Consider the following 23,053-nt stretch of genomic DNA (forward strand, 5'->3'; position numbering starts at 1 on the left):
CGCCGGATAGGATTATGTGTCCCTGTGTGTGCAGACAAAAACAGAAGTCGCGAAAATGGGTCTCGCCTATCGCTCTCTGCGCCTTGCCAAAAGATAAAACAAGATGATCGCCGCCAAAACTGCCGCGATTGCGGCGTAAATTTTACCCATGCCGCCGTAGCTTTTGGAGTCGTCGCTTAAATACAGATTTATTATCGCGCCGTTGTCCGTTGAAATTTCAAGCTTCGCGCCCTTTACACCGTTTAGCTTTACGCGCAGCATATTTGCCGCGGGACTTGAAATTTCGGGCTTATCCATAAAGGAGTAGCTGGTTTTGTAGCTTTTCATCAAATCGTTGCAGTCTTTCGGGGTTACGAATATGTCGTAAAACGCGCCATTTTTCACGCTCAAATTTTCTCCGCCTTGCACGACGAAGTATCTAAATTTAGGCGCTTGCGTGATAAACTCCCACCGCAGCGTTTTTTGCTTCCCGTCCTGCTCGTAATTGAACTCCGCGCCATATTTGGCGTCAAATTTAAAAACATCTCTGCTGAAAAGCACGAACTGCCTATCGCTTAAAATGGCGTTAGGATCGGAGTTTTTGTCTAAAATTTTAACGTTTTGAAGCTCCCTGCCGCCTTCGTAAATTTTAAAACTTTTCATCGCTATGGGCGGTCCCACGGCATTAAATTCTACGCTTACGGGATTTGCGGTGATTTTGCACTCTGGCATGGGGTCTGGAATTTCATTGCTGAAAAATGCAAGCGCGGGCTCGTCGTTCGGGTAATAGACATAGGGGTGCGAGTTTAGCGCGGTGGCGCTTTTGAACTTATCCTCCCTCATCCGTAGCGTTTCGTTTTTGCACATCCCCAGTAGAAATTTGCCGCTTCCTTCGTCGTTTAAATTCCGCGAGCAAAAGGCGTTAAGGCGCGAATTCCCCATCTCAAAAACGTAGCTGCTTTTTTTGCCGTGCTCAAAATAACCGATGCCGATCTCATCCGAGGCAAAATCCAAAAATGCAAATCTATGGTAAATCGCGCTTAAAAGCCCGTCGATCGCGCTTTTTAGATCGCTTGAATTATAGGATAAATTTTCCCTCACGACAGCATTATAGCCTGCGTAAAAAGCGCGCTTTGACGGATTTTCACCCGTAAAATTCGGTCTGCCCGGAGTCTCGTCGTGCGACATCGCCTCGTTTGCGACGACATATTTTGCGTGATTAAGCGCGGAGGTGTTTAAAATTTCATTCTGCGAAAGCTGATTTAGCCCCGATTTTGCGCGCACATTGTTGATGTATCTTAGCGGATCGTCGTAAAAGGAAAAGCCGCTCATCGCAACGAGCGGCTGTTTTAAATTTGAGGGGGTGTTTTCGCATGCGGCAAAAAGCGCGCAGATCGCCCCAAGGCCCAGGAGCCTAAGCCGTAGGGCCCGCTTTAGCAAACTCGACCCCCTCTTTTACGTCCTCGTAGCGTTTAAAATTCTCTTCAAACATCTTTGCAAGCTTATCGCGCGTGATTTTATATTCCGCCGGGTGCGTCCACGTATTGATCGGATTTAGTAGCTTCGTCTCGACGCCTGCGAGTTCTTTTGGGATCGCGAGGTTAAATTTCTCGAAATTTTCAAATTCGCACTTTTTGATACTGCCGTCTAGGATCGCGTTTATGCACGCGCGCGTGGCTTTGATGCTCATTCGCTTACCCACGCCGTACGCGCCGCCGCTCCAGCCTGTGTTTACGAGATAGACGCTGACGCCATGTTTGTCGATCTTTTCGCCCAGCAGCTTAGCGTAAACGGTCGGGTGCAGCGGCATAAACGGCTCGCCGAAGCACGCGCTAAAGGTCGCCACCGGCTCGGTGATACCGCGCTCGGTGCCCGCGACTTTTGCCGTGTAGCCGCTTAGGAAATAATACATCGCTTGCTCCTTAGTAAGCTTTGCGACCGGCGGCAAAACGCCGAATGCGTCGGCGGTCAGGAATATTATGTTTTTCGGATGGCCGCCCGCGGAGCTTGGCTCGTAGCCCTCGATATGATAGATCGGGTAGCTAACGCGGGTGTTTTCGGTCTTGCTGCCGTCTTTGTAGTCCACTACGCCCGCCTCATCCGCGACCACGTTTTCAAGCAGCGCGTCGCGTTTGATCGCGGCGTAAATTTCAGGCTCGCTGCTCGGGTCTAAATTTATGCACTTCGCGTAGCAGCCGCCCTCGAAGTTAAATATCCCCTCATCGTCCCAGCCGTGCTCATCGTCGCCTATTAGCTTGCGGTTCGGATCGGTCGAGAGCGTCGTTTTACCCGTGCCGCTTAGACCGAAAAATAGCGCCGTGTCGCCCTCTTTGCCCACGTTTGCCGAGCAGTGCATCGACATCTTACCCGCAAGCGGCAGCCAGTAGTTCATCATCGAAAAAATTCCCTTTTTCATCTCGCCGCCGTACCACGTGCCGCCGATAACCGCGACGTTTTCCTCGACGTTAAAGATAACGAAAACGTCGGAGTTTAGCCCGTCGCTCGCGTAATCTTCGTTTTTGCATTTGCACGCGTTGTAAACGACAAAATCGGGATGAAATTCCGCTAGCTCGCTCTCGCTTGGGCGGATGAACATATTTTTAACAAAATGCGCCTGCCACGCGACTTCGGTTACGAAACGCACATTTTTGCGGCTGGATTTACTGGCGCCGCAATAGGCGTCTTGGATAAAGATTTCCTTGCCGCTTAGTTGAGCTTTGGCTTTGGCTAAAAGCTTATCGAAAAGCTCTTTTGAGATGGGCTGATTTACCTTGCCCCAGGCGATGTATTTTTGGCTCGGGTCCTGCTTTACGAAGTACTTGTCCTTAGGGCTGCGACCCGTAAAGATGCCCGTGTCCACCATAAAGGTGCCGTTGCTTGATACGCGTCCTTCACCCCTTGCCTTTTCAAGCTCGAAAAGCTCGTCGTAGCTTAGGTTGTGATTGATTTTTTTGATATTTTTAAGACCTAGTTTGTCCAAATCATTCGGAGTTGTCATTTTGCGTCCTTTTTAAATTAAATTTTGATAAAAGATTGCGCTATTATAGCTTAAAATTTAGGTGAGCTCGCTTAAGCGCTGAGGATGATCGCCATGAAATTTAGGCGGAAGCGCCCGCCTAAATTTTAGAGCTTATCTTAAAATCGCGAGCACCTGATCGGCATCGACCGTATCGCCTTGAGCGATCAAAATTTTATCGATTACGCCATCACGCGGGCTTTCGATATTTATCTCCATCTTCATCGCTTCAAGCACGATGACATTCTGTCCTGCCTTAACAGCGTCGCCTTCCTTTATTAAAATTTTAAATACATTACTAGGAAGCGTCGCTTTTATATCGTTATCGTCCGCACCGCCTCGCGCGTCAGCAGTGGGCTGCTCGCCGGCGGAGCGTTGCGGCTGCGGCTTTGCGGGCGCTGAGGTATCGAAGCTGACGTCGTATCGATCACCGTTTACGAGCACGTTTTGTCCGGCAAATTCTACGTTGTAAATTTTGCCGTTAATCTTAACATCAAATTTGCCGTTTTTAGAAATACCGCTTTGATGGCTTACGGCGGGTGCTACGTCCTCTTTTTTGCGGCTCATCACCTTGCCCTCGCCTTTTAAAAACGCGATGCCCTTTTCTTTGCACGCAAGCGCGATAAATATATTCTCCTCGCTAGGCTCGATGCCCTGCTCGCGTAGAATCTTCTGCGCATACGCGACGCTCTTGCTCTCGTCGGTATCGGCGATATCTACGGCGTGTTTGGTCGTAGGCTGTAGTCCGAGCTGCTCCGCCGCCAGCTTAATCACGCCTTCATCCGGCTTAACGGGCGTTTTGCCGAAATAACCTAACACCATCTTGCCGTAGCCCTCGGCAATCTTTTTCCACGGACCAAACATTACGTTGTTAAACGCTTGCTGGAAATAAAACTGGCTAACCGGCGTTACGCTCGTGCCGAAGCCGCCCTTTTCGACGACCTCGCGCATGGCCTTGATGACGGCTGGGAATTTGTCTAAAATTTTATTATCGCGCATCATCTGGGTGTTTGCGGTAAGTGCGCCTCCAGGCATCGGGCTAAACGGAATGAGCGGGCTTACCTGCGTGGCCTCGGGCGGCATGAAGTAATCCTTCAAGCACTCGCCCAAAACCTCTTCGTATTTTAAAATTTTCTCTGCATCCAGGCCCAGGTCGAAATTTTGCCCCTTCGTCGCGTGCAGCAGCGTAAGGATGTCCGGCTGGCTAGTGCCGCCGCTTACGGGATGCGCGGCAAGGTCGATGCCGTCTACGCCCGCAACGAGCGCAGCCTGATAGCATGCGACGCTAACGCCCGCCGTCTCGTGGGTGTGCAGGCGGATATGCACGCCGTCGCCTAAAATTTTACGCGCGCGCTTGATCGTTTCATAGACCTTCTGCGGGCTGCTGGTGCCGCTTGCGTCTTTGAAGCAGACGCTATCAAACGGAATCTGCGCTTCTAAAATTTGACGCAGAATTCTCTCATAAAACGCCGCGTCGTGCGCGCCGCTGCATCCGGGCGGCAGATCCATCATCGTAACCACGACTTCGTGTTTAAGACCGTGGCGATGTATGCACTCGCCGCTAAATTTTAAATTTTCCACGTCGTTTAACGCATCGAAATTTCGAATCGTCGTCGTGCCGTGCTTGGCAAAAAGCTTGGCGTGCAGATCGATGATCTCGCGGCTGCCTGTATCGAGCGTGACGGTATTTACGCCGCGGCTAAGAGTTTGCAGGTTCGCCTCAGGTCCCACGATGCTTCTAAATTTATCCATCATCTCAAAGGCGTCTTCGTTTAGGTAAAAATATAGGCTCTGAAACCGCGCGCCGCCGCCGAACTCGAAGTGCGTGATGCCCGCGTCTTTGGCCGCGCTAACGGCAGGCAGGAAGTCCTCCATCGCCACGCGCGCGCCGAAAACAGACTGAAATCCGTCGCGAAAGGTCGTATCCATAACGTCGATAAGCTTTTTAGCCATTTTTAGCTCCTAGGTTAAATTTAGCGTGAATTTTAATATTTCTAGCCTAAAAAAGCTTTTAAACCAAAAACCCCCGGAAAGATTGCGAGCGTTAATAGCACTAGAATTTGCAATAAAATAAAAGGTAGCACGCCCTTATAAATGTCCGTAGTATGGATTTGCGGCGGCGTCACGCCCTTTAAGAAAAATATCGAAAATCCAAATGGCGGCGTCATAAACGATGTTTGTAAATTTACAGCGATTAAGATCGCAAACCACACGGGATTGATATGCAAAGACTCTACTATCGGCAAAAGTATCGGCAAAATGATATATGAAATTTCGACATAATCGAGAAAAAATCCAAGCACTATGATAACTACCATCGTAAGCGCGATAAATCCCCATGCTTGACCGGGCAGATTTTCCATAAAATTTTTTACGACCTCATCTCCGCCCGTGTAAGAAAAAATCATCGAAAATGCCGTGGCGCCCATCAAAATCATAAAAACCATGCCCGAAATTTTAGCGGTATTTTTTAGCGCGTCATAGATCAGCCTAAACGAAAACGTGCGGTATAAAACAGCTAGCACTATCGCACCCAAGCAGCCTACCGACGAGCTCTCCGTAGGCGTAGCGATGCCTGCAAAAATAGATCCCAAGACGAGCAAAATCAGCACGAGCACCGGCACGACGTTTTTAAGCGCGATAAAAATTTGCTTTGATTTACTAAGCCCCTCTAGCGGCGGAACAGGCGGCGCATAATCTTTGCAAATATATGAAATAATCGCGATATAAATTACATAAAAACCCACTAGCACAAGCCCAGGAATAACTGCTGCAGAGAAAAGATCGCCCACCGAAACAGAAAGTATATCGCCTAAAATAATCAGCACGATAGAAGGCGGGATAATCTGCCCAAGCGTGCCCGCAGCAGCGATGGTGCCGGTAGCTAGAGGCTTATCGTAGCCGTATTTCATCATCACGGGCAGGCTGATGACGCCCATAGCGATGACAGTCGCACCCACGATGCCCGTCGTAGCCGCAAGTAACGCGCCTACCAAAACGGTGCTGATCGCCACGCCGCCTCGTACGCCGCCGAATAAAAATGCCATCGACTCTAATAAACGCTCCGCAAGGCGAGTCTTTTGCAAAATCATACCCATCAAAATAAAAAGCGGCACCGAAATTAGCAGCTGATTTTCCATAATCGAGTAAATTCTATTAGGCATCAGTGAAAAAAACTGCCTGCTCATATCCTCGAAAGCTTCGGTTAAAATTTCAAAGCCCTGCGCGTAATCCCACGCCTCACTAAGTCCGTAGATAAAGCCGAAAATCACAGCCACGGCGCCGAACGTAAACGCAACGGGAAATCCCAGTAGCAGCATAAAAAGCGCTGCCGCAAACATCACTATGCCTATCATAGCTCGCCACCTTTTATCTCGCCTCGGTAAAATTCCGCCCAAGCGCGAAAAGCGTAAAATTTATATAATTTTAAATTTAAGCTCATTTTGCCCTCACACACTCTGTGCGCCCGAAGAATTCCCACTAAGAAATTCCGAGCCTTTGTTTTCCCTAACATCAAGCAGGGCGTTAATATTTTTAATCAAAAATCCAAATGCGTAGATAAATAAAAACGCATAGCTAAGCGTGATTGCGGACTTGATGATCCAAAGATGCTCCATACCGCCGGGATTGGCGCTGGCCTCATGGCTCGTATAAGCCTCGCTCACATAATCGATCGAAAAAAACGCCACGAGCGCTACGAAAGGCAAAATGAAAAATATCGTGCCTAAGATATTTATGAGTGCTTTTGCAGTGGGATTAAATTTTTCGTAAAAAATATCCACGCGAACGTGAGCATTTTCTTTAAGCGCGTAGGTCACACCGAATAAAAACATCGCCGAATATAGCCACCATGTAAGTTCTTGCATAGCGACGGAATTTGCGGCTGGAAAAAGATAACGCGCCACAACATTGTAAAAAACGACTATAACTAAAAGCGCCAAAAATACGATACTCAATACGCCTAAAATATTTGCGAACGCATCAAAAGCTCTTTCTAATTTGCGTAAAAAATTCCTCAAAATTTTACCCTTTGCTTGAAATTTTTGTTATAAAAGCTGGGATTTTAGCAAAAATATCTGCAATTTATTATAAAATTATGCGCGGAAAGGATTTTTATGATTTTAAAATTTCAAAACAGATACTCTAAAAAATTTCTCGCTTTTTGCGCTATCTGGGCGCTTTTTTGGCTAGCATTTTCATATTTTTTCTTGCAAAAATTCCTTTTTATCTATCCGGAAAGCTTTAGCATTCACGTGAGATTCGCACTTTGCGCCATAGCGCTAGGAGCGGTGATTTTAGCGGTTTGCGGCAAGGACATTTACGGCGCTATCTGCGGATATGCGGTGTGGTTTTACGGCGCGACGCTGGGCTTTGTATCGTCATTAAATTTAGCTAAAATTCACACGGTGCTGCGAGGGAGCGGAGATATGAGCGGGATGAGCGGCTGTGGTGGAGCGGTGAAATTTTTAAATTTTGATCTAAGAGTAGTGCCAATTTTTAAGCCATTTAATAGCTGCGCATTCGACGTACCAGTGGTGCCGACCGATACAACGCTAGAGGGGCTGCAAGCCAAACTAACGGCGCTTTATAGCGGAGGCTGGTATCTATTCCCGGCAAGTAAAAACGTGGATTTAGCACAATTTTGGAGTTTTATCTTTATATTTTTCGGAACTGTTTGGATAATTGGAATTTTTCTTGGATTTATAAATAAAAGGGCGTGGGATTTAAGTCCCACGCAAAATAGGTTATTGGACGATAATAAGAGCGTTTGAACTATAGATATTATCTATATTTTTAAGTCCCGGCATACTCCATACCCGATCACATAAACCATCTCTGCCTTTGGTTAAAGTAACTTGCTCCTTGTTATCATATGTATATGTAGCGCAGATATTACCTTTAACCTTTATAGGATTTGGCACATTCATCATTTGTGAAAAATCCTGGTTATATTCACCTTGTGCCGTATAGTAACCCATTAAATCGTTGAGTGACGTAGCTACGTTATGCGCCGTCCTCACTACTTCAGCATCGTCTCTAGTAGCTGCTAGTTTTGGGATGGCAATTGCCGCCAAAACACCTAAAATCACGATCACGAAAATTAATTCGATCATAGTAAAACCCTTCATGTTTTTATCCTTTGATAAAAAATTTTGGACTTACATTATAGGACGTTTACTATAAATTTAGCTTAAAAATTCTTTGCAAACTCTAACATTTCAGATAAATTTTTCATAGCACTCGCGCCGACCGCCAAATAGTGGTTATTTATCAGGCTTTTTCCGTTATAAAGCGGTGCCTTCATCGTCTTTAGATCTACTACCGCTCCGCCGCTTTGATGCAGCAAAAAATCCCCCGCGGCGATGTCCCAAAGCGAGCAGTCGCTAAATCTCGCATATGCGCTGGCGCCCCCCTCGGCTAAAATACAAAATTTTATCGCAGAGCCTTTGCACATTAGTTGCATTCCAAATTTCTGCGCAAATTGCACGTATTTTGCGGATCTGCTATAGTGCCCTTGCATGAAGATTTGCGGCGCGCTAGTGGGGCGAGCGAGCAGTACGCCGTTTTTATAAACTCCGCCGCCATTTGAGCTATATATATCGCCGCTTATTGGTATGCTGATCACTGCTAAAATTGGGCGCCCATGCTCGATCAGCGCAATGCAGACGCAAAACTCGCCGTTGCGCGCGATAAACTCCTTTGTGCCGTCCAGCGGATCTATCAGCCAAAATCTCTCCTCACTCATGCGCCGTTTGCTATCCAGTACGCACTCTTCCGAGCAGATCGCGATGCCGCTAGGCTCCAGCGTGCGCATTATCACATCATTTGCCGCGAGATCGGCATTCGTAAGTGGCGATCTGTCCGCTTTGACAAAGACATCGAATTTGTCGTAGTTTTGCATTATCGCGACGTTTGCCTTTTTCGCGGCATCCTCGGCAAGCGCCAAAAGCTCATCCAAGCCCACTTTCGCTCCTTAAATTTACCGGCAATTCTATCAAATTTAAAATTCCAAACGTCTAAATTTACGCAAATAAAAACAAGTGAAATTTCAAAATCCTTTAGAATTTTAATATTCTTTTTTATATAATTGCTAAAATTTTTTAAAGGATCAACATGACTCCAGTCGTATTAGATAGCGTTAAACACGCGGATTTACAATATCACGCGGATGCATTCCCCACCGCGCCTTTCGTGCCGGTGATCGCGCCGGAGATCCCGTTTTGCGCAGACAACCTCGTTATAGTATTTACTATCGAAAAAGAGCCCAAAATGGTGGCGCTGCTAGGGCGTACCAAAAACGTTCTAATCGATAAGGATTATAAAGGAACGGTGCCTTCTTCGGTGCAGAATTATCCGTTTTTCCTAGCCCAGATCGGCGAACAGACCGCGATCTGCTTCGATAAAGACGCACAGCAGATCAAGGGCGACGGAGAGGCGCTTTTTAAAGACGGTAAGCCGACGCCGTTTTTACAAAATTTAAAAGAGGTGATGAAAAATTACGCCGATTTAGATATGCGCACGCGCGTTGCAGCGGCGGAATTTCAAAAGGCGGGGATTTTAGAAGCCAAAGAGCTCGGTATCAACTCTAGCGGCAAGGAATCCTCCCTGCTGAACGGCTTTTCGGTCGTAAATCGCGAGAAGCTTTTGAAGCTAAGCGATAAAAAACTCGCGGATTTCGCGCGCCGCGGATATCTAGAGCTAGCGTATTTCCACTTAAAAAGCCTTGCAAATTTTCAGCGCCTAGGCGATAAGATCATGCAGCTCGACCCGCCGACCGCGCCGAAAGAAGCGAAAAAATAGACGTTTTCGCCTCCTAAGTAGCTCATAATTTTTAGGATTTAATATCGCGGATTTATAAAACTTGCAAAACTTACGATTGTTTCGGGGCTTGAAGTTGCCATAACCGCATGCGAGCTTGAAGCCCTAGGAGGCTTTATTCGCGGCTAAACTAAATACACCGCAAATTTAGTTCTAAAATTTTAGCATAGGGTTTTATAACAAAATTTTGCAACAACACAGTATGCAAGATTCCACGCTGAAAATTTCAAGCGAGAAATTTTACTATAAAATTATATTAAATTTAAAATTTAATTTAAGTAGATCGATTTATAAAATTTTATCCACACTGCCTAAAACTTTAGTTTTAAATTTAACCCAAGCCACGCTCTTGCGCCGAAATTCCATCCGCGATTTATAGAAATTCCTGCGGCTCGTATATTTGCACGCCGTGCGCATCGCTGAGAGCCGCATTTATCATCGCGCGAGCGATACTTGCGCCGCTAAGAGGTCTAAATTTACCGAGCACGCAGGCGGGCAGCAGTTTAAAAACCGCCGCCGCGAGCCGTTCTAGCGGGCGAGCATCAGGTCTCTCGCCCAAGATTATCGGCGGACGGACGATCTGAAGACTCTCAAAACCAAGCTCGCTCACGCGCCGCTCAATACGTCCTTTGGCGCGCAGATAAAAGCTTGGCGAACCCTCGTTCGCACCCGGAGATGATACGAGCACAAAGCGCCGCACGCCCGCTGCTTTGCCCCACTTCGCCGCCGCATAGACGTAGTCCACGTCCACGCGCAAAAACGCCTCGCGCGAGCCCGCCCGCTTCATCGTCGTGCCCAGCGCTCAAAAAATTTCGTCAAATTTATGCGGTGCGATATCCGAGATACCCTCAAAATCAATGATCCGCGCGCGAAGCTTAGGGTGGCAAAAGCCTATATCGCGGCGCGCCCATGCCTCTACCTCATCGTAACCCGGGCTATCACAAAGCTCGCGCACCAGCTCTCTGCCTACGACGCCCGTAGCGCCAAGCACCAAGGCGGATTTTCCCATTTTCGTTCCTTGATTTTCTTTAAATTTTAGCGCGTTGTGTGGTTAAATTTTACTTTTACCGTGCCAAAAATTTCGTCTAGTTTGCAAATAGGGCCCGAAAATTGCGCGCTTGAGCCCGCATCGCAAGTCAAATCCATAGCTCACGCGTTAAATTTCAAAGCCACGTTCGGCGCGAAATGCACATCAAATCAGCTTAAATTTTATAAGACTATACGCAGTCTAGAAGCTGCCGTTTCATCGCGACGCGCTAGAAGCGTAAAAATTAGCGTTCTCCCGCGTAGTTAAATCGCGCAGCTTGCAGGCTAAACTCGAAGCTGTTTCGATCCACCGCGCCCACGCACGCGTCGCTATCATAAAGCGCAAGCAGAAATTCCGCCATCTCCTCGCTACAATGGTACCGCACAAAAGCCACGTCGTAGTCGTAGCCGGTATCATCCGTCGCCACGGGGCCAAAAATTACGTCCTGCAGAGTAAAATTTCGCGGCGGAATGAACGAGCTAAATTAAAATCAAATCTGTGCGCGGAGTAGAAAGCGCCCTAGCTAGGCTCGCACCGCCGCTAGCGTTATGATCTGTTTAACCACTTCGCTCGCCGCTTTTAAAGAGCCTACGGGCAGGTATTCGTAGATCGAGTGGAAATTATGCCCGCCGGTAAAGAGGTTCGGGCACGGCAGCCCCTTTGCGGAGATGACGGCGCCGTCGTAGCCGCCTCGCATAGGCTTGATCTTAGGCTCGATATTCAGGCTTTTAAAAGCCTGCTTCGCAAAGCGTATCGCCGGCGCATCATCGTTTTTCAAAAAGTTATAGACGTTTTTATAGCGATCGTTTAGCGAAATTTCGATCCGATCGCCCCAGATCGCGCGAAGCCCGTCCGCAGTTTTTTGCAAAAATTCCATGCGCTGCTCGTATCTTTTCTCGTCAAATTCCCTCACGTCGATCTTTAGGACGGTCTTTGCGCTGTTGCCGCTAAGCTCCTTGACCCAAAAATAACCCTCCTTACCCTCGGTGTATTCGGGCGCCTCGCCCGCGGGCAGCAGCGAGATAAACTTATGCGCCAAAAGCAAGGAATTTACGAGCTTGCCCTTGGCGTTCATCGGATGAGCGGACTGGCCTTTGAAGGTAACGACGCAATCGCCCGCGTTCCAATTCTCGTAGATAAACTCGCCGATGCCGCAGCAATCAAGGCAGTAGCCGAAATCCGCGCCTACCTCGCTTACGTCCAGCGCCTTTGCCCCTAGCAAGCCCTGCTCCTCATCCGGCACGAAGCAAGCGGTTATTTCGCCGTGTTTGATCTGCGGATTTTGGACGAAAAATTCCAGCGCATTTACAATCGCGGCGATCGCCGCCTTATCGTCGGCGCCTAGCAAGCTGGTGCCGTCCGTTACGATGATCTCATCTCCTTTATAATTTTGCAGCTCCTCATTTTCGCTCGCTTTAAGATAGATCTCTAGCTCTTTATTTAGGCAGATATCGCCGCCTTCGTATCTTACGATCTGAGCCTTGGTGTCGCCGCTCTGTTCAGCGCTGGTATCGAGGTGGGCAAAAAACGCTACTCTCGCAGCGGGCGCGTCTAAATTTGAGGGAATTTTAGCGATTAAAATCGACTTTTCGCTAAGGCTGATATTTTTTATGCCCAGAGCTTCAAGCTCGTTTTTTATGAGGCCTGCAAGCTCAAGCTCCTTGGGGTTTGAGGGCATTATGCCCGCTGCACCCGCGACTCTATTCGTGGTAGTGTTGATCTTGGTGTAGTTTAAAAACCTCTGCACGATATCCACAAATAAGCCTTTTATAAAATGACAAATGCGATGACGCAGACGGATAGAAACATCCCTAGAGCCGTTCTTTTAGCGATCTGAATAGGACTTACCATCGCAAGTCCCGCGCAAACGATGCAAGCGCCCGCGATCGGCGATGCGCTCCTGCCTAGCGCGCCGCTTATCGCAACCGCCATACCGAGCTTATCTTGCTCAAAACCCAGCGCGTCGGCGTGCACGGTCACGGCGGTGTTAAACGCCATCGACGCCGCATCTCCAGAGCCCGTTACGACGCCCATAAAAAACGGCACGAAGGTTCCGCCGAATTTTACGTAGCCCTGCTCGTTTTTAAGCCACTCGATTACGAAATCGATCGCGCCGCACGCGCTAAGCCCCGCGACGAAGACGCCTGCTGCGATGATGATGCCTATGATCTCGGCATACGCGCTACCCATTCCTTTGAAAAATTCCTTCGTAATTTTTTGAGGATCGGTTAGAGTAACGGCGATGGTGAGGATAGCACCCAGTAGCATCGCTTCGGCGACGCCCATCTTCGTCCACTTTAGGAAAGAGACCTGATTTAGGCTCGTGCCGCCGATTACCAAGATCACTAGTGGCACTAGCGGCATAAGCGCGTATAAGACGTTTATCTTTTGAGGCTGCGCGTCTAAATTTGAACCGTCGGCGGAATTTGACGCAACGGAATTTGCGCCGCCCTCTTTTTGCGCTAGATAATTCACCCCCTTGGTGTAGTCTTTGCAAACTATCGCCGTTATACTCATTACGATCAAAACCACGATCAAAGCGGTAATCGCGCTAGAAAACTGCACCCCGATGACGTCTTGAACCGTATAGGATGGGTTGTGCGCCTTTACCATATCGGCGACAAATACGTTGTGCGCCGAGCCCGGGCTTAAAACGCTACCGAAAGTGCCCGCAAATACCGCAGCTCCCGCCATCTCCGGTTTAGCGCCCGCAGCCATCATCACGGGGATCAGCGTAGCGCCGACCGCAGCCGAGCAGCCCGCAGCGGAGGGGATAGCGATATTGATAAAATATGTAAGCGCCACGACGATAGGGATCAATAAAAATCCGATATTTCCAAGAGGCCTGGTGAGTAAATTTACAAGAGCGCGGTCGCATTCGGTAAATTTCATCACGAAGGCAAAACCCATACTGGCGCATATCGCCTTAATAAGCCCCGCCTTAGTCATATACGAGGTAAAGGCGCCCAGCCCGTCCAGAGGCTTTAGGCAAAGCACGCACAGTACCAAACCCACACCGATAAGCACGGTTTTAGTATCCTTTTTCATGATTAGCAAAGCGACGACTGCGACGATACCCGCAAGCGCCAAAAGTAACCTAAGTGTCTGCACGATAACTCCTTTTAAATTTTAAATTTACTTCCCACGGCGATGCGCGAGATCTCTTTTTTATACTCGAATTTTAGCACGTCCGCATGCCCCATCACCTCGCACTCGTTTCCGTTTATCAAAAACGCGCTACCCTCGGGCATAGCATAGACGCTGTCATTTTGATTGACGATCAAAAACTCCTCCAGCCGCTCCTCCCTGCTCTCGCCGTTGTGGTTTGAAATTTTACCGCTTATGAAGTGCGGATTGATCTGATACGGAAAGATCCCAAGAGCCACCGGCGAAGGCGGGAAGACGATCGGCATGTCGTTGGTAGTCATCATCGTCTTGCCTGCGACGTTTGCGCCCGCAGACCAGCCGAAATACGGCGTGCCGCTATCCACGGCGTCTTTGATCGCGCCTAAAAGATCAAATTTATAAAGCTCGTTTAGCAGCACGAAGGTATTGCCGCCGCCGATGCAGATCGATTTTGCATTTTTAACAGCGGCTTTCATATCGGAAAAGTGGTGAATCGATCTGATATTGCTATTCTCCAAGCAGTCTGCGACCTTCTGCTCGTATTGCTCGCTTGTGCGCCTAACGCCCGCAAACGGAATGAATAAAATTTCATCCTCCCATAACCTGCCTAAAAATTCCTTGATCCACCCCTTGCAGTGGTTCAGATAGCCGCTGTCTTTGTAACTAGAAGCGCTTAGAAGTAGTGCTTTTTTCATCTCATCTCCTTTAAGCTTTACCGTTTAGCTTATACGCGCAGCGCAGATACACGTCCACTCCCGCAAGCAGCGAGTCCTCGTCGAAGTCGAATTTGGCGTTGTGATGCCCCGCCGCAAGCGTCGTGCCGATCATCAAATATCCGCTCTTGCCTCCCGCGTCCTGCACCGAGCGCATAAAGTGCGCGAAGTCCTCGCATGCGCCGAAGCTTAGCTCTCTTACGATCTTATCGTCGTCGATAAACGGCGACGCCTTCGCCGCATCCTCGTAAAGCTGCGTGGTGGCCTCGTCGCTATCGCCGCCTGCGGTGCCGCCCGTGACCTGCACGTCGTAGCTGACGCCGTAAATTTTAGAAACTCCCTCCACTATGTCCATGCACTTGGCCTTCATAAACTCATTCAGTTCCGTGCTCTCGCCGCGCGTCTCGCACGCGAGATAGCCGTTGGGCGCGATGACGTTGCGTCCTTCGCCCGCGCGCAGCACGCCTACGTTGATACGCGTGACGCCGTCTGCGTGTCTAGTGATGCCGTGCATATCAAGCGCCATCTCGGCTGCGGCAAGCAGGGCGTTGGCTCCGTTTTGCGGCGCGCCCGCGGCATGAGCGGACTTGCCTTTTAAGCTTACGTCAAATTTAGTGGTCGCAAGTAGCTTTTTGGTACCGCAGATGATGCCTCTCATCGTGTTTGCCTGAAAGCCGATATGACCGCCCAGCAGATAATCCACGCCCTTGGTGACGCCCGCAGCTTCCATGCCTACGGCGCCTCTGGTACCCTCCTCGGCGGTTTGGAAGATAAATCTAAATTTACCGCTGAAATCGTCTAAGTTTTGCGCGATCAGCTTTGCTAAAGCAAGTCCCATCGTGATATGCCCGTCGTGCCCGCACGCGTGCGTGATGCCGCTAATGTCTGAGCGAAAGCCCTCTTTAAAAGGACGGTGATCCGCGTCCGTGCTCTCGGTCACGTCCACGCCGTCTATGTCAAATCTAAAAGCGACCGTCTTGCCCGCGCGCCCCGTGTCTATTTCGGCCACGAGACCCGTTAGCCCATCCTCCATCGCATCAAGAAATTTTATCTGATCTGCGTTTAGCAGCTTTTCGGCGCGCTGCCTCGCCTTCTCGCAGGCATCCTTGCTACCTACGCCCTGCCTGGCTTCAGCCTTTACAACCTTGCGACCGAGCTTTATCTCATAGCCCAAGCGCTGCATACGATCTGCGATAACCGCGGTCGTAAAAAAGGTAAACCAGCCCGTCTCGGGGTGCGAGTGAAAAAACCTGCGATCCCCGATCATCTCGCTTTTTAGCGCCTCTACTTTTTGTGCGATAGCATCCATTTTTTCTCCTTTATTTTTTGGCTAAGCTTAACATCGCCGCGGCTAGAACCTTCGTAGCGGCAAACGCGTCGTGCCAGTTTATGCTTTCATTTACGTTGTGGCTGATACCGTCCTTACACGGTACGAAAAGCATCCCCACGCGATCCGCAAGCTCCGTCATATTCATTGCATCGTGTCCCGCGCCGCTAGGAAGCCTTAGGCTTGGAATTTTAAGCTCGCCAGCACAGCTCTCAAGCAGATCTATCATCTCCTCGCTTAGCTTTACGGGGCGATCCTTGATGAGATTTTTTAGTTCAAATCTGCACCCTCTGCGAGCGCAAATTTCATCTATCGCGGCGCAAATTTTATCGTCCGCCGCCCTAAGCGCATCCTCGTCTATATCGCGTATATCAAGACCTAGCGTGCAGGAGCCGGGGATCACATTTAGCACGCCGGGTAGCGCATTTGCATAGCCCGTCGTCGCAACCGTAGTTTTGCCCTCCTTGGCGATCCTCTCCGCGCTTAAAACGATCTCGCTAGCGCAAGCTAGGGCGTCGCAGCGCATATCCATCGGCGTAGCGCCGCTGTGATCGGCTCTGCCCTCGATCCGCAGCTCGTATCGCACGGGCGCAGCGATACCCGTGACGATGCCTACTGGGATGCCGCGTCGCTGCAATACCGGCCCCTGCTCGATATGAAGCTCGATATAGCTATGAAAGCTGGATTTGGGCAAGACGCAGCTTTTTAAATTTGCGGGATTTAACCCGAAACTCTGCATAGCGTCAAACAGCGAAATTCCGTCCCGATCTTTCAGCTCGCCTAGCCGCTGCCGCGATAGCTTGCCGCTGATTATCTTGCTGCCTACGGTCGCCATTTTAAAGCGGCTTGATTCCTCGCAAACAAAGACGATGAGCTCCAGCGGGCGCGCAAGCTCCTCGCCGCTATCTCGCACCGTGCGGATCGCCTCTAAAGCGGCCATGACGCCTAGCGTGCCGTCGTAAAAGCCGCCCTGCGGCACGCTATCGATATGCGAGCCTGCGCTGACAGACGGCAAATCGGGATTTTTAACGCCTCCAAATTTAGCGAAAATATTGCCTGCATCGTCGATTTTGATCTTAAAATTTTCTTTTTGAAGTAGCGATATGAGGAAGTCGCGCGCCTCTTTATCTTCGCGCGAAAACGCAAGCCGCGTAAGCCCGCCGCCCGCCAAAGCCCCGAAGCGGCTTATCTGCTCGAACTCGCCTTTAAAGCGCTGCATGTTTATCTCCATAAATTCCCCTTTTCTTAAAAATTTATGTGTACGGCATTTTAATATTAAATTTATATAACAAAGCTGAAATTTACCTATCGCGGCAGCAAATAGGGCGCTAAAACGGCACGCGAGCAGAGCTGTTTTAAAAATAGCTCTTAAATTTTAATTTTTGCCTTTTAGGCTTTAAAATCGCGACGAGCCTGCTTAACTTCAGACTAAACGGATATAATTATCGCAAAATTTAATGAGGAGTAGGAATGGGACAGGGCTTGCTAGAGGGGCTTTATGAAAAGCTAAATGGGCTTAAAAGCGTGATAGATAAGGAGGAGTGTCTGTTTGGCGCGATAAGAGACGCCGTAGAAGCGGAAAATTTCGAATTTGCCGCGCAAATTTGCGACTTTGTGCTAAACGACGAATTTGAAAAATTCGGCGCGTTTTTAAGAACCAGAGCTCTAATGTGGCTCACGAACTACATCGCGCAAAATTTAAAAGAAAGCGAATACCCGAATTTCGACGACTTTACGGACTGCCTGTGGAAATTTAAATGGATCGTCTCGGGCATCGCCAAAAGCTCTGTAATCGAAAAGGAGCTCATAGACGAGGTAAACGAAGCGATGCTGTTTTACTACGAGCGCTTGGAACTCTCGTTGGCGGCCTACTACAAGGCTTTGATGAATCAAAACATCGACATGGGCGACGCTAGAGAGGCGAAGGCAAACTACGAGCTGTGGAAAAAGCTCGCCAAAGACGATATGGCCGACTGCGAGGCGTGCGAGACATCGGACGAGATCGCGTATTTAAATTTTGCAGGCGAGCACGCAGCGGCGCTTGAGCTAGCCGCGCCGATACTCTCGGGCGAACTAACCTGCTCCGAGGTGCCGCACATAACCTACGCGCCGATACTTTTTAGTATGATTAAAGCAGGCAAGATAGAAGAGGCAAAAACTCTTTTACCAAAGGCCGCGGCGACGATCGAGTCAAATCCTCGCGTCATAAACCAGATCGCGCCGCTAATCGAGATCGCCATTAGGCTGGACGAGCGCGAGACGGCGTTAAGCTTAGCTCGCAAACACTCGCACGCCATACTCGATAGCAACGACGATCTGAACGACCTGCGATTTTTCATCGCAGTTAGCGCGTTCGGTGATGAGGGCGACTACAAAACGGCTTTGGAACTGGCGGGTAAATTTGACGCTAGAAATCAAAACTTCTACTACGCCGATTATCTGAATAAATTTTACGAGGAATTTAGAGTTTGAAAATTTTGACGATTTGAGAATCTGAAATGCTCTACTCGTAAAGCAAATCACCGCCTCTGGCGCGCACAGCGAGATAGTTTAAAATTTGCGGCTCGATACTACTTCGCTCTCGCAACAGCGAGCGCGATAAAATTTATGCCGAACGGGTGCAGGCGGCGCGCGCAGTAAATTTTATACCGCTTACTCGCGCACGTCGGCAGCCGGTCATCAAGATATGCGACGCAACACGCATATGTCATAAATCTTAAATTTTATTTGGTGGGATGAGAACAAAAACGCCACAGCAGCCCACATCATCCGCTAAACCGCGCGGACGGAAGCGAATATCTGCGGCGGCAGGATGTGCGTTCTAAATTTAACCGCCTTGGTCGACGTAAAATCTAAATTTAAACCCGGCCTAGCGCTGATCTCGCAGTGAAAACACGCACAAATCGCAGCGTATCTCATGCTACTACTCAATTTAGCGGCAAATTTAATAGCAAAATTTAAAGCGTGGCGCAATAAAATTTTAAAACAAAATTTCAAGTAGCTTTTTAAATGAAAAATTTAAAGCAGAATCTTGAATGCAGAATTTCAAATAAATTTTAAAATTCCAAGAGTATCATCCCTTGGAATTTTAAATTTAATGCTTGGCTAGGTAATTTGTGTCGTAGTTATTATCCACGAAATCGGGGTTATTCATCATCCTAAGATGAAAATCGCGCGTCGATTTTATACCGCCGATGATGAGCTCATCTAGCGCGACTTTCATCTTCGCAATCGCACGCGCGCGGTCCTTGTCGTAAACGATGAGTTTGCCGATCATACTGTCGTAGTAAGGCGGCACCGAGTAGCCCTCATAGACGTGGCTATCCATACGCACGTTTCTGCCGCCAGGAGCGACGTATTTTGTGATTTTGCCCGGGTTTGGCATAAAACTTTTGGAGTCCTCGGCGGTAATGCGGCACTCAAGCGCATGCCCGCTAAATTTTATCTCGCTTTGAGGTAGCAGCTTCTCGCCCTGCGCGATGCGGATCATCCACTCGATCAGATCGAGCCCGCTTCGCATCTCGCTTACGGTGTGTTCGACCTGCAAGCGAGTATTCATCTCGATGAAATAGAATTTCTTGTCCTTGCTATCATATAAAAACTCAAACGTTCCAGCGCTTGCGTATCCGATCGCCTTAGCGGCGCGAACCGCCGTTTCATGCAGGCTTTTTCGCGTCGGCTCATCCAAGATCACGGCTGGACTTTCTTCGATCAGCTTTTGGTGGCGGCGCTGCATTGAGCAGTCGCGCTCGCCGATATGCACGACGTGTCCATGCTCGTCGCCTAAGACCTGAACCTCGATGTGGCGCGGGTTTGTGATATATTTTTCCATATACATCGTGCCGTCGCCGAATGCGCTCATCGCTTCGCTCTCTGCCGACCAAAAGAGCTTTTCGATATCCTCTTCGCGCTCGACCACGCGCATTCCGCGCCCACCGCCACCGGCTGCGGCTTTAATGATGACCGGATAGCCGATTTCGGCGGCTAGCTTGCGTGCCTCTTCGACGCTTGCGATCGCGCCGTCGCTGCCAGGCACTACAGGAATGCCCGCGCGCATCATCACTTGCTTAGCCTTGCTCTTATCGCTCATTAAAGTCATTGCCTCGACGCTCGGGCCGATAAATTTAATGCCGTGCTTAGCGCAAATTTCTACGAAATTTTGACTTTCGCTCAAAAAGCCGTATCCCGGAAATATCGCGTCAGCTTCGGTTAGCTCGCAGGCTGTGATGATCGCGGGGATATTTAAGTAACTATCGCTACTGCGCGGTCCGCCTATACAGACCGACGCGTCGGCGTATTTCACGTAAAGCGCGTCCTGATCGGCGGTGGAGTGCACGACGATGGCTTGCTTGCCCATCTCTTGGATCGTGCGAAGCGCTCTAAGCGCTATCTCGCCGCGATTTGCGATTAGAATTTTCTTAAGCTCCCTCATAGCTTCTCGACCTCAAACAGCGCCATAGCGTATTCGACGGGTTGTCCGTCTTCGACGAGAGCTTTTTTGATGCGGCAGTCGAATTCCGCTTCGATCTCGTTCATAATCTTCATCGCTTCGATGATACCGATCGTATCACCCTTATGCACGACCTGACCTACGCTTACGAACTCTGCCGCACCGGGGCTCGGCGCCTTATAAAAAGTACCCACCATCGGGCTGTCGATCGTATCCATCGCGCCTTTTGAGGCGGGCTTATCGCCCACGAGCACATTTACCGCAGGCGCAGCAAGCTGCGGGGCAGGTGCCGGTGCGGCGAGCTGAGGCGTGCTCCCACCGCATGGGCCATATTTTTTTATCTCGATCTCAAAATCTTTATCTTTAATTTTTAGCTCGTTAATGCCCTGCTTTTCGCCGAAAAAATCCATTAACTCTTTGATTTCTGCTTTTGTCATAAATTTCTCCTGAAAAAATTTGCGAAATTTTAGCTAAATTTTTATAATTGTTTCTTTAAATGGATTTTTGCGGGACTTTTAAGAAGTGCAAAGCGAAATTTACGACAGAATTTGCGGACTGATTTTAAGGATTTATAGGCTGCGATTTGCCTCGTTCATTTTAAGCTCGAACTTCGCAAGCGAGACACGGAATTTTGCCGCAAGAGCGCAGGATGATTTTAAATCCTTTAAAAATTTAACGCTTAATTTTACGACCGAAATTCTATGCCCAAGCTCAGAGCGCGAAAATTCCGCACTTTGCTTTAAAATTCCACCTTCGGGCTCGTATCAAAATCCTGCGCCTTGCTTTTCTTTAAAATTTTATACCGAAATTTTATTTTAAAGCCTCGCGCCGAAATTATATCCGCGCGAGGTTTCTGCGTTAATGTGTCGCAAAAAAGCTCTGAATTTTCGCTTTATCGCTCGTTTTGCTAAGAGCCAGCATCAGCAGCACGCGCGCCTTTTGTGGATTTAAATTATCTGCGGTTAAAAAGCCTAGCTTTGCGTCGTCCACCTCCGAGCTAACGCTAGTGCTGCCGCTGCCTGTACGGCTTGAGCGCACAACGACCACGCCCGCTTCGCTAGCTTTTGCGAGCGCGGCCTGCAAATCCGGATATAAATTTCCATTGCCTACGCCCGCTACAATAATGCCCTTAGCGCCCTTTTGCACCGCTGCATCGACCAAATCGCCGCTATCTTGCGCGTGTCCATAGATGATATCGACGCGCGGCAAGGCCTTGATATCCTTGATATTAAATTCGCTTGCAACGGTGTGTTTGCGAAGCGGCGCCATATAGAAATTTATGACGCCATAATTTACGGTGCCGATTTTGCCGGAATTCGGCGAGGCAAAAGCCGCAACGTTAGTAGTATTTGTTTTCGTAACCTCGCGCGCGGCGTGGATCTCGTCGTTCATTACTACAAGAGCACCCTTTTCGCGAGCGTTTTTATCTGCCGCGACGGCAACGGCGTTGTATAGATTAAGCGGTCCATCCGCGCTCATCGAGTCTGCGTTTCGCATCGCGCCCACCAAAACTATCGGTTTTTTAGATTTTACTACCAAGCTTAAAAAATACGCCGTCTCCTCCATCGTATCGGTTCCATGCATGATGACGACGCCGTCGACGTCGTTTTTAGTAAGCAGCTCGCTTACGCGGTTTGCGAGCTTGAACCAAATTTCATCGTTCATCTCCTGCGAGCCGATATTTGAAATTTGCTCGCCCTTGATCGTAGCGATATCGTTTATCTGAGGCACCGCCGCCAAAAGCTCGTCCACGCTCTTCGTCCCCGACGTATAATCGCCGCTAAGAGCGCTCGCTCCGCTTCCTGCGATCGTGCCGCCGGTAGCTAAAATATAAATATTTGGCTTCGCAGCAGCCAAAGATGACGCGATAAAAAACGTAATAAACGCAAATTTCCTGAGTAGTCCCATAGTTGCTCCTTAAAAAGTGATAAAATTTTTATAATTTAAGCAAAATTCTAGCATAAAATTTTTATTATATTTTATTTTGCTGCTATAATGCGCGAAAAATTTTGATTATTTTAAGGAAATTTTATGGGACTGAAAAGCGATAAATGGATCAGACAGATGTCGCAGCAGCACGATATGATAGCGCCTTTTTGCGAGGAAAATATCGGTCGCGGCGTCGTTAGCTACGGACTTTCCAGCTACGGATACGACATACGCGTAGCGCGCGAATTTAAAATTTTTACAAATGTCGGTGGAACGGTCGTCGATCCTAAAAATTTCGACGCAAAAAACGTCGTGGATTTTGAGGGCGACGTCTGCATCGTGCCGCCAAATTCCTTCGCGCTAGCGCGCACCATCGAATACTTCAAAATGCCGCGCGATGTGCTTGCGATCTGCCTCGGTAAAAGCACCTACGCGCGCTGCGGCATCATCGTAAACGTAACGCCATTTGAGCCCGGTTTTGAGGGACATATCACGATTGAAATCTCCAACACCACGCCGCTGCCTGCAAAAATTTACGCGAACGAAGGCATCGCGCAGGTTTTGTTTCTGCAAGGAGATGAGCCGTGTGAGGTGAGCTACTGCGATAAAAAGGGCAAATACCAAAGCCAAAAAGGCATCACGCTGCCTAGAATTCTAAAGGATTAAA

The 23,053-nt window shown here is 48.9% G+C and carries 23 protein-coding genes; 5 read left to right on the plus strand and 18 right to left on the minus strand.

Features of this window, described 5'->3' with window-relative positions:
* Positions 1-66: 66 nt before the first annotated feature.
* From QZ367_RS06285 to QZ367_RS06305, 5 genes are all read right to left on the minus strand, one after another.
* Positions 67-1,419: a CAP domain-containing protein gene (locus QZ367_RS06285; protein ID WP_291938672.1), complete on the minus strand. Its 1,353-nt coding sequence runs from the start codon at positions 1,417-1,419 to the stop codon at positions 67-69.
* A complete protein-coding gene (gene pckA / locus QZ367_RS06290) occupies positions 1,394-2,977 on the minus strand; it encodes a phosphoenolpyruvate carboxykinase (ATP) (RefSeq protein WP_291938673.1) in 1,584 nt (527 codons plus the stop codon). Before pckA ends, QZ367_RS06285 begins: the two co-directional genes overlap by 26 nt.
* A gap of 132 nt (positions 2,978-3,109) precedes the next feature.
* On the minus strand, positions 3,110-4,948 hold the full coding sequence (locus tag QZ367_RS06295) for a biotin/lipoyl-containing protein (RefSeq protein WP_291938674.1): 1,839 nt from the start codon (positions 4,946-4,948) through the stop codon (positions 3,110-3,112).
* 41 nt (positions 4,949-4,989) lie between these two features.
* Positions 4,990-6,351, minus strand: a complete 1,362-nt coding sequence (locus tag QZ367_RS06300; RefSeq protein ID WP_291938675.1) for a TRAP transporter large permease subunit — start codon at positions 6,349-6,351, stop codon at positions 4,990-4,992.
* A 93-nt stretch (positions 6,352-6,444) separates the two neighbouring features.
* Positions 6,445-7,014 carry a TRAP transporter small permease subunit gene (locus tag QZ367_RS06305; protein ID WP_291938676.1) on the minus strand — a complete coding sequence of 190 codons (570 nt, stop codon included), beginning with the start codon at positions 7,012-7,014 and terminating at the stop codon, positions 6,445-6,447.
* 96 nt (positions 7,015-7,110) lie between these two features.
* On the opposite strand from QZ367_RS06305, the gene QZ367_RS06310 reads away from it, so the two are divergent.
* Positions 7,111-7,767, plus strand: coding sequence for a disulfide bond formation protein B (locus QZ367_RS06310; RefSeq protein ID WP_291938677.1), 657 nt, complete (start codon positions 7,111-7,113; stop codon positions 7,765-7,767).
* On the opposite strand, the gene QZ367_RS06315 is transcribed toward QZ367_RS06310, so the two are convergent.
* Positions 7,741-8,124 carry a type II secretion system protein gene (locus tag QZ367_RS06315; RefSeq protein WP_291938678.1) on the minus strand — a complete coding sequence of 128 codons (384 nt, stop codon included), beginning with the start codon at positions 8,122-8,124 and terminating at the stop codon, positions 7,741-7,743. The genes QZ367_RS06310 and QZ367_RS06315 overlap by 27 nt on opposite strands.
* Positions 8,125-8,186: 62 nt before the next feature.
* On the minus strand, positions 8,187-8,960 hold the full coding sequence (locus QZ367_RS06320) for a 3'(2'),5'-bisphosphate nucleotidase CysQ (RefSeq protein WP_291938680.1): 774 nt from the start codon (positions 8,958-8,960) through the stop codon (positions 8,187-8,189).
* A gap of 149 nt (positions 8,961-9,109) precedes the next feature.
* On the opposite strand from QZ367_RS06320, the gene QZ367_RS06325 reads away from it, so the two are divergent.
* On the plus strand, positions 9,110-9,796 hold the full coding sequence (locus QZ367_RS06325) for a SapC family protein (protein ID WP_291938682.1): 687 nt from the start codon (positions 9,110-9,112) through the stop codon (positions 9,794-9,796).
* Between the two features lie 391 nt (positions 9,797-10,187).
* Here QZ367_RS06325 and QZ367_RS06330 read toward each other — a convergent pair whose 3' ends face one another.
* From QZ367_RS06330 to QZ367_RS06365, 8 genes are all read right to left on the minus strand, one after another.
* Positions 10,188-10,601: a hypothetical protein gene (locus QZ367_RS06330; protein ID WP_291938684.1), complete on the minus strand. Its 414-nt coding sequence runs from the start codon at positions 10,599-10,601 to the stop codon at positions 10,188-10,190.
* A 15-nt stretch (positions 10,602-10,616) separates the two neighbouring features.
* Positions 10,617-10,823 (minus strand): hypothetical protein, encoded by a 207-nt coding sequence (locus tag QZ367_RS06335; RefSeq protein ID WP_291938685.1) that lies wholly within the window; start codon positions 10,821-10,823, stop codon positions 10,617-10,619.
* 262 nt (positions 10,824-11,085) lie between these two features.
* Positions 11,086-11,268, minus strand: coding sequence for a hypothetical protein (locus tag QZ367_RS06340; protein ID WP_291938688.1), 183 nt, complete (start codon positions 11,266-11,268; stop codon positions 11,086-11,088).
* A 96-nt stretch (positions 11,269-11,364) separates the two neighbouring features.
* Entirely contained in the window at positions 11,365-12,597 is a 1,233-nt protein-coding gene (gene pepT / locus QZ367_RS06345; RefSeq protein WP_291938690.1) for a peptidase T, read from the minus strand.
* 11 nt (positions 12,598-12,608) lie between these two features.
* Positions 12,609-13,952: a C4-dicarboxylate transporter DcuC gene (gene dcuC / locus QZ367_RS06350; RefSeq protein ID WP_291938691.1), complete on the minus strand. Its 1,344-nt coding sequence runs from the start codon at positions 13,950-13,952 to the stop codon at positions 12,609-12,611.
* Between the two features lie 11 nt (positions 13,953-13,963).
* Positions 13,964-14,662 (minus strand): dipeptidase PepE, encoded by a 699-nt coding sequence (gene pepE / locus QZ367_RS06355; RefSeq protein ID WP_291938693.1) that lies wholly within the window; start codon positions 14,660-14,662, stop codon positions 13,964-13,966.
* A 10-nt stretch (positions 14,663-14,672) separates the two neighbouring features.
* Positions 14,673-15,989 (minus strand): amidohydrolase, encoded by a 1,317-nt coding sequence (locus QZ367_RS06360; protein WP_291938695.1) that lies wholly within the window; start codon positions 15,987-15,989, stop codon positions 14,673-14,675.
* A 10-nt stretch (positions 15,990-15,999) separates the two neighbouring features.
* Entirely contained in the window at positions 16,000-17,238 is a 1,239-nt protein-coding gene (locus QZ367_RS06365; RefSeq protein ID WP_291938698.1) for a M20 family metallo-hydrolase, read from the minus strand.
* Positions 17,239-17,477: 239 nt separating this feature from the next.
* On the opposite strand from QZ367_RS06365, the gene QZ367_RS06370 reads away from it, so the two are divergent.
* On the plus strand, positions 17,478-18,479 hold the full coding sequence (locus QZ367_RS06370; RefSeq protein ID WP_291938700.1) for a hypothetical protein: 1,002 nt from the start codon (positions 17,478-17,480) through the stop codon (positions 18,477-18,479).
* Positions 18,480-19,101: 622 nt separating this feature from the next.
* Here QZ367_RS06370 and QZ367_RS06375 read toward each other — a convergent pair.
* Together QZ367_RS06375 and accB are read right to left on the minus strand one after the other, a co-directional pair.
* On the minus strand, positions 19,102-20,439 hold the full coding sequence (locus tag QZ367_RS06375; protein WP_291938702.1) for an acetyl-CoA carboxylase biotin carboxylase subunit: 1,338 nt from the start codon (positions 20,437-20,439) through the stop codon (positions 19,102-19,104).
* The gene (gene accB / locus QZ367_RS06380) at positions 20,436-20,894 is read right to left on the minus strand and encodes an acetyl-CoA carboxylase biotin carboxyl carrier protein (RefSeq protein WP_291938704.1); all 459 of its coding nucleotides are present in this window, start codon (positions 20,892-20,894) and stop codon (positions 20,436-20,438) included. Before accB ends, QZ367_RS06375 begins: the two co-directional genes overlap by 4 nt.
* Before the next feature lie 85 nt (positions 20,895-20,979).
* Between accB and QZ367_RS06385 the strand changes: the two genes are divergently transcribed.
* A complete protein-coding gene (locus tag QZ367_RS06385; protein WP_291938705.1) occupies positions 20,980-21,276 on the plus strand; it encodes a hypothetical protein in 297 nt (98 codons plus the stop codon).
* 39 nt (positions 21,277-21,315) lie between these two features.
* Here the strand turns inward: QZ367_RS06385 and QZ367_RS06390 are convergent, their stop codons facing one another.
* Complete coding sequence (locus tag QZ367_RS06390; protein ID WP_291939287.1) at positions 21,316-22,314, minus strand: type II asparaginase; 999 nt, start codon at positions 22,312-22,314, stop codon at positions 21,316-21,318.
* A gap of 174 nt (positions 22,315-22,488) precedes the next feature.
* Between QZ367_RS06390 and dcd the strand changes: the two genes are divergently transcribed.
* Positions 22,489-23,052 (plus strand): dCTP deaminase, encoded by a 564-nt coding sequence (gene dcd, locus QZ367_RS06395; RefSeq protein ID WP_005871523.1) that lies wholly within the window; start codon positions 22,489-22,491, stop codon positions 23,050-23,052.
* The last annotated feature ends 1 nt before the right edge of the window (position 23,053 follow it).

The organism is Campylobacter sp., assembly GCF_019423325.1.
In the GTDB taxonomy this organism is placed as follows: Bacteria; Campylobacterota; Campylobacteria; order Campylobacterales; family Campylobacteraceae; genus Campylobacter_B.

Coding starts and splice junctions, on each gene's coding strand:
- QZ367_RS06300 (WP_291938675.1), bottom strand. CDS start 6,351: ATGATAGGCATAGTGATGTTTGCGGCAGCGCTTTTTATGCTGCTACTG.
- accB (WP_291938704.1), bottom strand. CDS start 20,894: ATGACAAAAGCAGAAATCAAAGAGTTAATGGATTTTTTCGGCGAAAAG.
- QZ367_RS06370 (WP_291938700.1), top strand. CDS start 17,478: ATGGGACAGGGCTTGCTAGAGGGGCTTTATGAAAAGCTAAATGGGCTT.
- pckA (WP_291938673.1), bottom strand. CDS start 2,977: ATGACAACTCCGAATGATTTGGACAAACTAGGTCTTAAAAATATCAAA.
- QZ367_RS06295 (WP_291938674.1), bottom strand. CDS start 4,948: ATGGCTAAAAAGCTTATCGACGTTATGGATACGACCTTTCGCGACGGA.
- QZ367_RS06375 (WP_291938702.1), bottom strand. CDS start 20,439: ATGAGGGAGCTTAAGAAAATTCTAATCGCAAATCGCGGCGAGATAGCG.
- QZ367_RS06310 (WP_291938677.1), top strand. CDS start 7,111: ATGATTTTAAAATTTCAAAACAGATACTCTAAAAAATTTCTCGCTTTT.
- QZ367_RS06330 (WP_291938684.1), bottom strand. CDS start 10,601: ATGAAGCGGGCGGGCTCGCGCGAGGCGTTTTTGCGCGTGGACGTGGAC.
- pepE (WP_291938693.1), bottom strand. CDS start 14,662: ATGAAAAAAGCACTACTTCTAAGCGCTTCTAGTTACAAAGACAGCGGC.
- QZ367_RS06335 (WP_291938685.1), bottom strand. CDS start 10,823: ATGGGAAAATCCGCCTTGGTGCTTGGCGCTACGGGCGTCGTAGGCAGA.
- QZ367_RS06325 (WP_291938682.1), top strand. CDS start 9,110: ATGACTCCAGTCGTATTAGATAGCGTTAAACACGCGGATTTACAATAT.
- QZ367_RS06360 (WP_291938695.1), bottom strand. CDS start 15,989: ATGGATGCTATCGCACAAAAAGTAGAGGCGCTAAAAAGCGAGATGATC.
- QZ367_RS06365 (WP_291938698.1), bottom strand. CDS start 17,238: ATGGAGATAAACATGCAGCGCTTTAAAGGCGAGTTCGAGCAGATAAGC.
- QZ367_RS06315 (WP_291938678.1), bottom strand. CDS start 8,124: ATGAAGGGTTTTACTATGATCGAATTAATTTTCGTGATCGTGATTTTA.
- dcd (WP_005871523.1), top strand. CDS start 22,489: ATGGGACTGAAAAGCGATAAATGGATCAGACAGATGTCGCAGCAGCAC.